Here is a 13,961-nt window from a genome sequence, read left to right on the forward strand (position 1 = left end):
GGCGTTGGCCAGGTCGGCGCCCTGCAGGATGGCGGGGGAGCGGAAGGTCTCGTGCATCTCGATCACGGCCTTGGCCTGGGCCACGGCGTTCACGTTAAAAGCGCCCTGAGCGTAGTTGTACTTCTCAGCGGCTTCCATCAAAGGTCTCAGGGGTACCAAAGGCATAATAAGTTCCTCCTTAATTCTCTCCGGCGTATACGTTGACGCCGGCCACATAGGTTGCAGTTACATTCAGATCTTGGTCCAGAACCACCAGATCGGCGTCCTTGCCGGGGGCGATGGAGCCCTTCCGGTGGTCCATACCGATGAGGCGGGCGGGATTGACAGTCAGCAGGGGGAGCACCTTTTCCACGCTCTCCCCGGTGAACTTCACCAGGTTCTTCATGGCCTGACCAGTGGTCAGAGTAGAACCGGCCCGGACACCATTGGAGGCCAGCTTGGCGTCGCCGTCCTCCACCACCACGTCGTTGACGCCCAGCTTATAATGTCCGTCGGGCAGACCGGCGGCCTGGATGGAGTCGGTTACCGCCACCACCTTGTCCCAGCCCTTGCAGGCCAGGAGCATCCGGACAGAGCCGGGATGCAGATGACGGCCGTCGCAGATGGCCTCGCAGCACACGGGGCGCTCCAGAACCGCGCCCATAATGCCGGGACGGTGCTGGTGGAACAGACCCATAGCGTTGAAGGTGTGGGTGCAGGCCTGTGCACCGGCGTCAATGGCGGCGCAGCTGGTCTCGTAGTCGGCACCCGAGTGGCCGATGGCCACGGTGGTGTGACCGGCGATCTCAGCGATCATGTCCACCACGCCCTCCACCTCAGGGGAGACGGTGATGTAGCGCACCGCGCCGTCAGCGGCCTGCTGGTACTTGCGGAAAAGGTCCGCATTGCCCTTCTGCAGCAGATGCTCGGGCATAGCGCCCTTGTACTCCACCGACAGGAAGGGACCTTCCAAATGGATACCCATGAGCTGGGCCCCGGTGATGGGGGCGGCCATGGCGGCCTTGGCCTGGTCGATGCACCACAGGGTCTGCTCCTCGGTGTCGGTGAGGATGGAGCACAGCCAGCCGGTAGTACCGTTTTTGGCAAAGAACTTACCGATCTTGGCCAGGTCTTCGGCGGTGGCCGCATTCACGTCCACACCGTCGCCGCCGTGGGTGTGCAGGTCCAGGAAACCGGGAACCAGCAGCTTGCCGCCCAGATCCACCACCTCATCGGCCTTGCCGGAGAATCCGGCCACCCGGCCGTCCTGCACCAGCAGGTCGGTGTCCTGGAACTGGCCGTCCACATAGACGCGGCCGTTGGTAAAGAGGGTTCGTTTCATAGGGTACCTCAGAAGGGCTGGCCGGCGGCCAGGGAGTTGGTGAAGATGATGGCATCGGGATGGTTCTGCAGCAGGCTGGCGGGGAAGTGAGCGGTCACCTCGCCGTAAGCGGCCTGACGGACCACGGAGCGGTGCCACTCACGGAACACGCCCAGACGGACCTTGCGGGCGCCCAGGATCTGCTTGATGCCGATGGTGACGGCACGGTGGGGCATGGCGTCGATGGCGCCGCAGCGGTCGCCGATGGCGTTGGCGGTGCGGGTCTCGGGATTCAGGGACAGGGCCCGGGTGCCCTGAGCGGCAAACTCCTCGGCGGTCATGTCCTCACGGGACTCATTGAAGGCCAGATGACCGTTGATGCCGATGCCGCCGAAGGCGATGTCCACGCCGCCCAGCTCCTCGATCAGGCGATCCACATAGCCGGGGTCGGCGGGGTTGGGGAACACCCGCTGCTCGGCGGGCATGAGCAGCTCCTCGTCGATCTGGCTGTACACGGTGCGCTCCATGAACCCCCGGAAGGACAGGGGGCTCTCCTTCTCGATGTAGGTATCGTCGTCATTGAGATACTCGTCCATGTTGATGAACCAGCAGTTCTTCAGGCTGATCCGGTCCCGGTTCACCAGGCGGACAAAGATGGGGTACTGGCCAACAGGGCCCACGGGGCAGATAAAGACGGTCTTCTCGTTCTTCTCATTATGGGCCTTGATGGTGTTGATCATCTCCATGGCGATCTCATAGAACACCTCGCCGGAGTCCCCCAGCTTCACAACGGGAATCTTGGCGTCTTTGCCCAGGTCCTGGGCGGAAATGTGATAATAGTCCATGTGGATCTTCCTTTCTATAACGGTATATCAATGCTTAAACAAGTGGATCACGTTCAAATCCCGGATGGTGTCCACGATCTCCTTGGTCCGGCTGCAGCCGAACTTCCGCAGCAGGCTCTTGATCTGGGTCTTGACGGTGACTACCTCCACGCACCGCTCCGCAGCGATCTCCTTGATCTTTTTATCCTCCAGCAGCAGACGCACCAGGTCCCGCTCCGCGGCGGTGAGCTGGGAGACCGTACTGATAAAGAAGAGCAGGGACCGTTCTGAGGTGCGCAGGCGGGAATACTCCTTGAGCAGCAGGTTCTGGATCTTGCCGTCCAGCATAGGCTGCCCCGCATAGGCGCTGCGGATGTGCTGGAGCAGCTCGGCATCCTCGCAGCCTTTCACGATATAATCCACCGCGCCTGCGCCCATGGAGGTGAGGATCATATTATCGGTCTCATGGGCGGTGAGAAAGATGATCTTGGCCTCCGGCTTTTTTTCCAGGATATATTCGGTAGCCTGGATGCCGGCGGTGGTGGTCTCCATCTCAATGTCCATAAGAATGAGATCGAAGTCGGTCTCCAGGGCCAGAGCCTCGATCTCCTTTCCGCTGGCGGCGCTGCCCACCACGGTCATATCCTCCTGCTGGTTGAGAACATCGCACAGATCCTCCCGGATCAAATCGAAGTCCTCAGCAACCAAGATGCGAATCATGCTCTCTCCCCTTCTGCCCTCTGCAGGCGGTACCATAACGGGGCAGCAAAATGAAGAAGGAGGCTCCTCCCTCCGGCCGGTTTTCCACCCGAAGGGAACCCAGATGGCTGCGCACGATGGTACGGACATGGTACAATCCCATGCCCCAGTTGAAATTGCTGTTCTTGCTGGAATAGAAGGGTTCAAAAATATGTTTGAACTCCTCCGCCTTGATGCCCGGCCCGTGGTCCTTGACCTCCAGGACGGTATATAACCGCTCCTGATGACTCACCAACTCCACCGGCCTGGCCTCCTCGTAGCCGATGGTGGCCTCCCAGGCGTTGGTCAGCAGGTTGTACAAAGCCTCGCTGAGATAGTTCTCGTCGGCCAGCACCTGGATCTCCCGATCCATCTGCAATCTGACCCGTCCGTCGGGGTACTTCTTATGGAACCGGTCCATAGTGATCTCCTCCAGGCGACCCAAGGTGACCGGAACCAGACGCACCGACTTGGCCTTGACCGTCCGATAGAGCTCCTCGGAGCGGCTGATAAGCAGCTCGTTGTTTTCACACAGACTATGGAAGTAGTTTCCTACCCTCTCCAGGTCGGGCTCCTCTTTTTGCAGCTCCACCCGGATACGTTTATAGAGCACCCGGTTGGCCAGCAGCTGATTTTTGATGCTGTGAACAAAGACTGACGCGCCGGTTCGGGCCACGTCGAACTTGCGCTCCAGCACCACCTCGTCCCGGTCGCTGACAAAGCTGGTCTGGGTATAGCGCAGCAGGCTGCCCAGACCCAGGATCCCGCATACCAGGTTGACCACCACCAGAACCACATAGCCCCCCACACTCAGGGCAAACTGGAGGTAGCCCACGCCCTTGATCCAGGTATAGTCGTAGCTGTAAAACCGATAGATTTGGCCGGGGTCCTGGCCGCAGTACAGCACATACAGAATGGCCAGCGCTACCAGTGAAATAACGATAGGAAGAAACTTTCGCCGGGAAAAATGCATGGTGGTGGAGCAATATTCCACAATCAGCAGCCCCACCGCCAGCACCACATAGCACATGACCCAGATGTAGGAGAACTGGACCAGTACATCCTTTATTGCCGGGAACTTCACCACCAGGCTCCGGTACACATTGGGGTAGTAGAGCACCAGCGAGGCCACAGGCAGCACCAGCACCAGCTTGCGGGCCAGGGGTATTTTCCCCATAGCCAGCATAGAGTACTGAAACGCCAGTTCCAGCAGGAAGAGCGGGAACAAATAGCGGCCCACGGCCACGATATAGCCCAACTGTCCCAGGGTAATAAAGCGGTACTGTACCCAGATCCGGATCTTATGGCTGAAAAACAGGAAATTCATGACCTCCTGGGACAAGCCGCCCTTCTTGGCGATAAAAACCATCAGCCCGACAAAATAGACCGTCAGGCTCAGGCAAAGCCCCACCAGCAGCAGGGATTCCCAGTTCTTTTTGACACACAGCACCAGAACAGAGCCGATCAGCAGTCCCACTGCCAACAACAGAAGCATATCGTATCCTCCCTCAGTTGCGGTCTCCGGTGCTATTGTATCCGCTCATTCCGGCTTTGTAAAGAAGTTGCTTGCACGGGAAAGGGGCGGCGGCGGTATTCCGCCGCCGCCCCTCCTGGGGTCAGATTAGTAATTGCCGGCCTCGGTCATCAGATCGAAGTCCACATAATCCTCTACGGGGCACACATCCTCTTCGGTGATGGAGCCGCCGGCCAGCAGGTTCTTCTGCTGCAGCTCATAGTAGCCCTTGACGGTGCCGTCAGCCACGCCGTCCACCACTTCCTTGCCGGTGAGCCAGTCGGCGTCGCCGCGCTGATTGTACATGGTATCGTAGTCCAGAGCAGCCTGGGCGGCGCACCACTGAGCGACCTCGTCATGATGCTCATCAGCGGCGTAATCCATAGCCTTCATCAGAGCGCGGACGAAGCGAACGGCCACGTCGCGGTTCTCTTCCAGGTACTTGGGGGTGGCGATCCAGCTGGCCAGAGACACGGTGGTATCGGAGAAGGTCATGTTGTCAGCCAGCTTGGTGGTGCCCTCCATGCCCTCCAGGATGGTCAGGCTGTTGGGGGACCAGGTGGCGCAAGCGTCCACGCCGCCGGACATCATGGCGGTCACGATGGAGGGAGCGTCCATATCCATGGCCTGGATGTCGTCCATGGTCATGTTGTGGGCAGCCAGAGCGTTGCGCAGGATGTCCTCGCTGGAGGTGCCGGAAGAATAGGCAACAGTCTTGCCCTTCAGGTCCTCAACGGTGGAGATGCCAGGGCCGCCGATGAGGGCGTCGCCGTTGGAGATGTGGGACAGAGCGATGATGGTGGCGTTGCCCTGGACGCACAGCTTATGAGCGCCCTGGCCAATGTAGCCGAAGTTCACGGAGCCGTTCTCCATGGCGGCAATGATAGTGGGGCCGTCCTCGAACTGAGTCAGGGTGACATTCAGGCCCTCTTCCTCAAAGAAGCCCTTCTCCTTGGCGGTCATCACGCTCCACAGGCCGCCGTAGTTGGGCATATAGCCCACGTTGATGTTGACAGTCTCAACAGAGGGGGTCTCGGAGTTGCCGGAGGGGGTACCGGTGTTGCCGGAGGGGGTGCTGGTGGTGTCGCCACCGCCGCAGGCAGCCAGGGCGCCGCCCAGCATGGCCACGGTCAGGAGCATGGCAAGAAACTTCTTCACGTTCATTTCCTCCTATTTTGTTTTTTTGGGGATTCTTTTCCTCTATTGCAACGGCAATGCCGTTCCAATCAAATTACTTACGGACCTCCAGGTACTCCTGGTAGACCTGGCTCCAGATCTCGTTCTTCAGTTCCAGGAAACGGGGGCTCATCTTGGTCTCCTGGGTACGGGGATAGGGGATGTCGATGTTGACAATGGACTTGATGCGGCCGGGCCGGGCGGACATGATGATGACCTTCTGAGCCAGGATGATGGCCTCCTCCACATCGTGGGTAATGAAGAAGCAGGTCTTGCGGTCCTTCTCCCAAGTCTCCAGCAGCTCGGTCTGCAGCTGGGTACGGGTCTGAGCGTCCAGGGCGCCGAAGGGCTCGTCCATCAGCAGCACCTCGGGGTCGGCGGCATAGGCGCGGGCAATGGCCACGCGCTGCTTCATGCCGCCGGACAGCTCCTTGGGATAGTGGTCGGCAAACTTGGTCAGGTCCACCTTCTCCAGGTACTTCATGGCCAGATCCTCGGCCTCTTTCCCCTTGATACCCTTCATTTCCAGGGCAAACATCACGTTCTTCTTCACGGTGAGCCAGGGGAACAGGGCGTACTGCTGGAAGACCACGCCGCGCTCGGTGCCGGTGCCGGTGACCTTCTTGCCCTTGCAGTAGACAGCGCCGGAAGTGGCATCGTGGAGGCCGGCGATGATGTTGAGCAGGGTAGACTTACCGCAGCCGGAGGGGCCTACCACGCAGATAAATTCATTTTCATAGATGTCCAGGTCCACCCCGTTGAGGGCAACCATCTCGCCGTTGCGGGTGTTATATACCTTACGGACGTTATCGATCTTGACGATCAGATTTCTCTCTTCTCCTGCCATCCCGTCAGCTTCCTTTCCAAGAATTTGATGATTTTTTCAAGAGTGATACCGATGATGCCGATGATGATGACGTAGGCCAGCATGGGGGCCGCGTCAAAGCTGTTGTTCAGAGACCGGATACGCATACCCAGGCCGGCCATGGCGCCGGTGGACTCAGCTGCGATCAGAGTGGTCAGAGCAACGGAAGCGCCCAGCCGCACAGCGGTGAGGATGAAGGGCAGGGTGGCGGGGGTAATGACCCGGACGAAGATGTCCCGGTCGGTGGCGCCCAGAACCCGGGCGGCCTTGATGAGGGTCTCATCCACGTTGATCACGCCCTGATAGATGGTCACGCACATGATGAGGAAACAAGCGATGGTGATCACGATCACCTGGGGCAGCCGGCCCACGCCGGCGCAGATCACGATCAGAGGCACATAGGCCAGAGGGGGGATGTTACGGATGAACTGAATCCAGGGCTCCAGGATGTTGCGCACCGGCACATACCAGGCCATCAGGATGGCCACAGGCAGGGCGATGACAAAACCGATGGCGTAACCCATTGCCACGGAGATCAAGCTGCTGCTCAGGTCCTGCCAGAACACGCCGCGCTCCACCATGGTCATGAGACCCTGAATGGTCACCACGACATTGGGGAAAGCCCGGGACGTCTGGGGAATGATGGACATGATGTACCAAACCAGCATGGCCACCGCAAAAGAGATGAGCAGCCAGACCTTTGATGGAATCCGGCTGGCAAGGGACTGTTTTTTCTGTTCCATTCTCTTCGCTCCTTCTTACGATTGATCCGATATACGCAAGGTTGGGATAAGCAGCCCCGCATTTTGGATAAGTGTAGTATAGAAGCTTTCTCAAAAAAAGAAAAGTATGAATTTTCATCATCCCTGCCTCTCCTTTTATACATGATTCGCCCCCCACTCTTTAAACCGCGCCTTTGACGTTCGCCTCCCGCCGCCTCGTTTCCTTTTGTGCAATATCATATAAAACAAGTAGGTTTATATGACTTTTTTACCGGCTGTGACAAAGATCTGGAAATTCCTCTTTTCCCCTTGAAGCCGGAGCCTGATTCGGTTATAATTTCCGCGTTATGTTAATAGGGCGGCGCCTTTTGACAAAATGGCCCGGACCCCCTCCGGCCATTTTGTTTCTTTTTGCCTTCATGCACTAACTTTTACGGCATATCAGTGCCAGAGCGCACTTCTTTCGCAGCCCACAGACCACAGGCCCCACGGAAAGGAAGGTTCTCATTTTGATACATTCACGTCGCATCATCTCCGGTTTACTGAGCGTGGCCATTGCGGCAGGTTCCTGCACTGCCTGGCTTCCGGCCGCCGCCGCTGGCCCGCAGGAGCCCCCCGCTTTTCAGGCCCGGCAAACAGTCACAGGTTCCATCGCCCTTACCCTGCGCTTTGATCTGCCCCAGCGGGTGGACGAAGTGAAGCGCCGGGACATCCGGCTCCATCTGACAGGCAACGGCAAGAATATCATTATTTCCATGGAGGACGGCTCCGCCACAGGCGCTGACGGTCTTTCTGTCTCCTGGGAGGCACAAAACACCCAGGGCGCCCCTCTCTCCACCGAGCAGCAGCTGGGTGCCTATCAGGCCGTCATCTCCGGTCTGCCCCTGGGAGACTACACCATGACCGTCACCGGCACGGGCTATGCCACCTGCGCCACTCAGGTGACCCTTCAGGACTACTCCCAGCACGTGTTGATGAGCACCGCCGACGGCACCTTCTCCCTGGGCGATGTGACCGGAGACGGCGCGGTAACCGTTGACGACCGGACCGCGCTGGACGCCCAGCTGGGCCTGACCGGCGATCTGGCCACCTACGACCTCAACGGCGACGGTGTGGTGGATGTCTCCGATCTTTCTTATATCAATAAGATGATGGATCTGGAGGCCGATCCCCGCATCCTGTCCACCGCCGCCATTGTGGCTCCCACAGTGGATGAGGATACCGTGACTTTTACCGAGGGCTCTGCGGCGGATCTGTTTGCCGGAGATACCTCCGTTACCCTCAAGCCCGCTGACGACGCCGGCGCGCTTTCCATTCCCATCGCCTTTGACAGCGCCGTCACCATGAGCGAGATCTCCATCTCCTCTCCCAGTGTGGACGGCGCCATTCAGGCGGGCACCGCCATCGTGGAAACCGAGGACGGTCAGACTCTGGAGGTCCCCTTTGACGCCTCGGCGCCCGAAGGGATTCACGCTACGAGCCGGGTGGCCGGTCAGAACCTGGTGACCATTGATCTGGGCAAGAAGGTCCCGGTCAAAAAGGTCACCATCACCGTCACGAAGGTGGAGGGCCAGACCGGTGACAAGCCGGAGTTTGCTACTGTTACCCAGATCGAGTTCCTCAAGGATATCGTATCCGAGGAATCCAAGTCGGATGCCCAGGTGAAAGGTCTGGCCGCCACGGTGGGCGACGGGGAGGTCACTCTGGTGTGGGACAGCCTGCCCAACGTTTCCGGCTACACCGTCAACTACGGCACCAGCAAGAATGCCCTGAGCAGCAGCGCCGGAGCCGGTGCCAACCGCATCACCATCTCCGACCTGAAGAACAACACCACCTATTATTTCCAGGTCACCGCCGTCAGCGGCAGCTGGAGCGGCACCCCTTCCGCCATCCTGGCCGCCACCCCCCTGCCCGCCAGCGTCCCCGGCGCCCCCTCCAACCTGATGGTGACGCCGGCTGACAGCGCGCTGCGTCTGAACTGGGGCAGCACCAAGGACGCCACCTATTACCAGGTGTTCTACCGGGAGCAGGGCGCGTCGGAGTTCGTGGCCTGGGGCGGCAGCACCACCGCCACCAGCGCGGTCATCACCGGGCTGACCAACGGCGCCGTCTACGAGGTGGCCGTCAAGGCGGGCAACCTCCACGGCGCCGGTCCCTTCTCCGCCACTGCCGCCGGCGCCCCCAAGAAGGAGGGCTTCGACCTGCCCCAGCTGCCTACCGACGGGCGCATCGGCAACGGGGAGATCACCTCCATCGTCATGCAGGACCCCTCCAACGTGAACCGGCAGCTGTGCCCCAACTTTGATGTGACCACCGACCTCACCGACAACGATCCCAATACCTACTGGATCGCCGCTACCTACACCCAGAACAGCGACATCACCTACACCTTTGAAACCACCCACGATATGAACTATCTGCTGGTGGTCCCCTATCTGGATGCCACCTACAAAAACCGCATTGCCAATTACACCATCACCCTGAAGGGGGAGGACGGCCAGGTGCTGGCCACCTATTACCGGGACGGCGTCAATATCACCGGCAGCAACTACTACATTCTCTCCTTCCCCGAGACCAAAAACGTCAAGAGCGTTACCCTGGCTCTGGGCGAAAAGACCGGCGGCCCCCGTGTCAGCGTTTCGGAGATCGCCTTCTATGAGAGCGAAAACCTGGTCAGCGGCATCGCCGACCTCTTTACCGACGGTACCTTCACCGCGCTGAAGGGCACGGTACAGCAGCAGACCATCACCCATCTGCAGGACCGCCTCAACGCGCTGGGCAGCTTCTATCTGGACCGCGCCCGGCTTCAGGATGAGCTGGACCTGGCTCAGGCTCTGCTGGAGCAGAGCAGCGACGCGCTGGGCCTGGTGAAGAATGACTTCCAGAGCCGCAGCACGTCCGCTGCCCCCGATCAGGCCGCGGGCCAGACTGCCAGCGACCTGCAGCCTCTGGGCGTCACCGCCCGGGCGGGCTCCGTCGTGGCCATCTACGCCGAGCTGCCCGACGACGCCACCGTCTATGTGGTGCCCACCCAGTTCTACGGTGAGTCCGGCGTGTGGAAGGGCACTCCCGTGGCCCTGAAGAACGGCCGCAACTACATCACCGTGGAGAAGATCGGCTCCCTTACCGACACCCGGGGCGGCATGCTCTATCTGACCTACAGCGGCAGCCATCCCGAGCAGATCAAGCTCCAGATCCGCGGGGACAGCAATGTGTACTCCATGCCCGTGCTGGAGCTGTCCGGCTGGTACACCATGGGCGACTCCGCCCGCAAGGACGCCATCCGGGCCTATATCCAGACGCTGGAGTCCTATGTATCCGGTCTGTCCGGTACCAGACTGACCACCGACGTCCGCAACGCCACCGAGATCTCCACCCCCAGCGTGCTCCTCTCCCTCCCCGCCGACCAGGTCCTCTCCGGCCTGAAGGGCGTGGGCAACAATGAGGACGCCATGGTGGAGACTATGTATCAGAACATCCTGGCCTGGGAGGAAGAGCTCTTTATCGCCAATAAGGTCCAGGGCATCATCCCCTCTGACGCTGCCCTGTCTGGCTACACCTATCCCATGACCACCCGCCAGAACATCCGCTATATGCGTATGTTCGCCGGAGCCTTCATGTATGCCGCCGGCAACCATATCGGCGTGGAGTACGGCTCCACCTCCGCCCTGGTCCAGGGCAAGCCCACCTCCGCTACCGGGGCCGGTCAGGCCAACGGCCTGTTTGGCTGGGGCATCGCCCACGAGATCGGCCACAACATGGACAAGCTGGGCCGGGCCGAGTGCACCAACAACATCTACTCCCTGGCCCTCCAGGCCTGGGACGGCTCCGCCATGACCGTGAGCACCCGCCTCACTGAGGACGGGCGCTGGGAGCAGATCTTTGACAAGGCGGCCCAGGGCCGCCCCGGCTCCGCCAACAACGTGTTCGTGCAGCTTGGTATGTACTGGCAGCTCCACCTGGCCTACGATGAGGCCGATCAGCCCCTGGCCTTCTACAATGCCTTCTTCAAGGCCTGGAAGTCCGGCGCCTACAGCGGCTATTCCTACGACGAGCGGGTGGCTCTCATCGCCTCCCAGGTGGCCGACCGGGATCTGACCCAGTTCTTCACCCGCTGGGGCATGACCCTCAGCGACGGCGTGAAGGACATCCTGAACGACTACCCCGCCGAGGAGCGGGCCATCTGGTACCTGAACGACGCCTCCCGCACCTACCGGCTCCAGAGCGGCAGCGCCGCCGAGGGCACCGCCTCTGTCACCGCCTCCGTCAACGAGTCTGAGGTGACCCTGACCATCAGCCACACTGACAGCGGCAAGATCCTGGGCTATGAGATCCGCCGCAACGGCACCCCCATCGCCTTTACCACCGAGACCACCTATGTGGATGACCTGGGGGCTGCCAACAACCTGACCTACACCTACACCGTGGTGCCCGTGGACAAGCTGGGCAACCTGGGAACCTCCGCCCAGAGCAGCGAGGTCCGGGTAGCCTACGACAAGACCATCAGCACCGATCTGTACGACCTGGCCCGGAGCGAGGACGGCGCCATTACCATCACCATGAAGGGCGGCACGTCCGTCCCCGTCACCGGCATCAAGGTGACCGGCACCGACCTGTCCGGCAGCTACACCGTGAAGGTGAAGGCTGACGCCAACGGGGAGGCATGGACCACCGCCAAGACCGGCACGCTGTCCGAGGACACTGTGGTGGCCTACTTCAATAAGCCCGGCGTGGGCCCCGAGGATACCCGCATCTGGACCTATGACGCCGCCGTGGTGGAGATCACCGGCATCCCCGCCGACGCCGACCTGGCCCTGCTGGACTACCCCGGCGACCGGGTGGACTTCTACGAGGGCGCCGCTGTGGGCATCCTCAAGGATGCCTACGAGGACATTCCCGCCGGTACCCTGGTGATCCTGGGCACCTACCGGGGCGATCCCGTGTACAACTATGTGGAGATCGAGGCCCGGTACAGCACTACCCCCGAGGCCGGTGAGGTGACCACCATTGAGCGGGCCATGAACGGGGAACTCTACCTGCTGGCTGAGATCCCCGCCGACGGTGCGGTGAGCGACACCAGCGACGGCTTCTTCCTCTTCGTGCCCGACATGGAGGCGGAGGCCGCACTCAACGCCCAGAGCCACGTCACCGACCCCTATCCCCTGGAGATCCGGGCCAACTTCTACCGCACCGACGATCCCAATAGCGCTGACAGCAAGCGCCTGACCAGCCAGACTCTGTGGCTCAGCTTCCCCGACGGCGGCGATGACGAGGACCAGGTGTCCCTGCCCGTCATCGAGCTGAAAAGCGACTTGAGCTGAATGAAAGGATGAAACCGTTGCGTAAACTCTCCCTGTTTTTCCTGACGCTCTGCCTGATGGCAGCCACCCTCATTCCCGGGGCGGCTGCCGCCGGCGGGCTCCGGCTGGTGGTCTCCTCTCAGGAGCCCGCCGCCACCCAGACCGTGGGCTTTTCCGGCCTGCCCTCTGACTGCCAGAGCCTTCAGGCCACCTTTACCCTCTCCGACCAGGACGCCTCCTACGGTTTTGCTCCTGACCAGACCCTGGCCGGCCGTACCGGCGTCTACGTCACCGCCAAGCAGAACGGCGCCAGCGTGACGGTGTATGCCACCGCCAAGTCCGGCACGCTGTCCGACGACGGCTCCCTCACCCTGGGCACCATCTCCTCCGCCGACGGCGCCGCCACCTTTACCGTGGAAAAGGCCATTGACCTGAAGCTGATCACCTCCGACAACACGGAGACCACCTATCCCTCCGCCGACGAAGAGGGCGCCGCCCCAGGCGCCGTTTCCTATGCCATTACCGTCAAGGAGAGCTCCGGCGGCTCCATCACCGCCAGCCGTACCCGGGCCAACAAGGGCCTGACCATCACCCTCACCGCCAAGGCGGGCGAGGGCTACAAGCTGGACACCCTTACCGTGACCGACAAGAACGGCAATGCGGTGAAGCTCACCGACAAGGGCAGCGGTAAGCACACCTTTACCATGCCCGCCTCCGCCGTCACGGTGTCCGCCTCCTTTGTGAAGGTCGACGCCCCTGTGGACCCCGGCCTGCCCTTCACCGACGTGGTCTCCGGCAGCTGGTACTATGACAGCGTGGCCTATGTCTATGAGCAGGGCCTGATGGGCGGCACCAGCCAGGGCCGGTTCTCTCCCGACCTGACCACCAGCCGCGCCATGATCGTCACTATCCTCTACCGCCTGGAGGGCAGCCCCGCCGTCACCGGCGGCGCGTCCTTTGCAGATGTGGCCTCTGGCCAGTGGTACTCCGACGGTGTGGCCTGGGCCAGTGCCAACGGCATTGTCACCGGCTACTCCAACGGCAGCTTCGGCCCCGATGATACCATCACCCGGGAGCAGATGGCCGCCATCCTCTACCGGTACGCCCGCTACAAAGGCTGCGACCTGTCCGCCCAGGCTGATCTGGACGGCTACTCCGACGCCGCTCAGGTGTCCGCCTATGCCGCCGACGCCATGGAGTGGGCGGTGGGCTCCGGCCTTATCACCGGCACCAGCGGGACCACCCTCTCTCCCGCCGGTTCTGCCACCCGGGCCCAGGCCGCTGTGATTCTGGCCCGCTTCTGCCAGACCCTGGCCCAGTGATCCGTCCTGTTTCAAAACGCGTCCCCGGCTCTGTAAATACAGAGCCGGGGACGCGTTTTTTGACCCACGGCTCCTTTCTGTTATAATGCCCTTTTTCATCGAAATGTCTGCATTTTCCCATCATACCCAAAAGTTCCCTGTACGTTTTACCCAATATTAAGAAATAATTTTTTGCACTTCCGTGCAATGAAAAATATTTTC

At 60.9% G+C, this 13,961-nt stretch carries 10 protein-coding genes; 2 read left to right on the top strand and 8 right to left on the bottom strand.

Going from position 1 to position 13,961, the window contains the following annotated elements; genetic code table 11:
- The 8 genes from WHJ28_RS12410 to WHJ28_RS12445 form a co-directional block, all read right to left on the bottom strand.
- The coding region (locus tag WHJ28_RS12410) for a class II fructose-bisphosphate aldolase (RefSeq protein ID WP_340042411.1) at window positions 1-216 on the bottom strand (216 nt) is incomplete at its 3' end.
- Complete coding sequence (gene nagA, locus WHJ28_RS12415) at window positions 179-1,321, bottom strand: N-acetylglucosamine-6-phosphate deacetylase (RefSeq protein WP_340042412.1); 1,143 nt, start codon at window positions 1,319-1,321, stop codon at window positions 179-181. The genes nagA and WHJ28_RS12410, both read right to left, overlap by 38 nt.
- Window positions 1,322-1,329: 8 nt before the next feature.
- The gene (locus WHJ28_RS12420) at window positions 1,330-2,145 is read right to left on the bottom strand and encodes a sugar phosphate isomerase family (protein ID WP_340042413.1); all 816 of its coding nucleotides are present in this window, start codon (window positions 2,143-2,145) and stop codon (window positions 1,330-1,332) included.
- A 27-nt stretch (window positions 2,146-2,172) separates the two neighbouring features.
- Entirely contained in the window at window positions 2,173-2,844 is a 672-nt protein-coding gene (locus WHJ28_RS12425; RefSeq protein WP_340042414.1) for a response regulator, read from the bottom strand.
- A complete protein-coding gene (locus tag WHJ28_RS12430; protein WP_340042415.1) occupies window positions 2,822-4,357 on the bottom strand; it encodes a sensor histidine kinase in 1,536 nt (511 codons plus the stop codon). Before WHJ28_RS12430 ends, WHJ28_RS12425 begins: the two co-directional genes overlap by 23 nt.
- A gap of 126 nt (window positions 4,358-4,483) precedes the next feature.
- Window positions 4,484-5,533 carry an ABC transporter substrate-binding protein gene (locus WHJ28_RS12435; protein WP_340042416.1) on the bottom strand — a complete coding sequence of 350 codons (1,050 nt, stop codon included), beginning with the start codon at window positions 5,531-5,533 and terminating at the stop codon, window positions 4,484-4,486.
- 73 nt (window positions 5,534-5,606) lie between these two features.
- Window positions 5,607-6,398, bottom strand: a complete 792-nt coding sequence (locus tag WHJ28_RS12440; RefSeq protein WP_340042417.1) for an ABC transporter ATP-binding protein — start codon at window positions 6,396-6,398, stop codon at window positions 5,607-5,609.
- Window positions 6,374-7,159 carry an ABC transporter permease gene (locus tag WHJ28_RS12445; RefSeq protein ID WP_340042418.1) on the bottom strand — a complete coding sequence of 262 codons (786 nt, stop codon included), beginning with the start codon at window positions 7,157-7,159 and terminating at the stop codon, window positions 6,374-6,376. The genes WHJ28_RS12440 and WHJ28_RS12445 overlap by 25 nt, the downstream gene beginning before the upstream one ends.
- A 488-nt stretch (window positions 7,160-7,647) precedes the next feature.
- Between WHJ28_RS12445 and WHJ28_RS12450 the strand changes: the two genes are divergently transcribed.
- Together WHJ28_RS12450 and WHJ28_RS12455 are read left to right on the top strand one after the other, a co-directional pair.
- Entirely contained in the window at window positions 7,648-12,459 is a 4,812-nt protein-coding gene (locus WHJ28_RS12450) for a M60 family metallopeptidase (protein WP_340042419.1), read from the top strand.
- A gap of 17 nt (window positions 12,460-12,476) precedes the next feature.
- On the top strand, window positions 12,477-13,760 hold the full coding sequence (locus tag WHJ28_RS12455; RefSeq protein WP_340042420.1) for an S-layer homology domain-containing protein: 1,284 nt from the start codon (window positions 12,477-12,479) through the stop codon (window positions 13,758-13,760).
- Window positions 13,761-13,961: the final 201 nt, after the last annotated feature.

The organism is Flavonifractor porci, from assembly GCF_037572415.1.
Classification (GTDB): domain Bacteria; phylum Bacillota; class Clostridia; order Oscillospirales; family Oscillospiraceae; genus Flavonifractor; species Flavonifractor porci.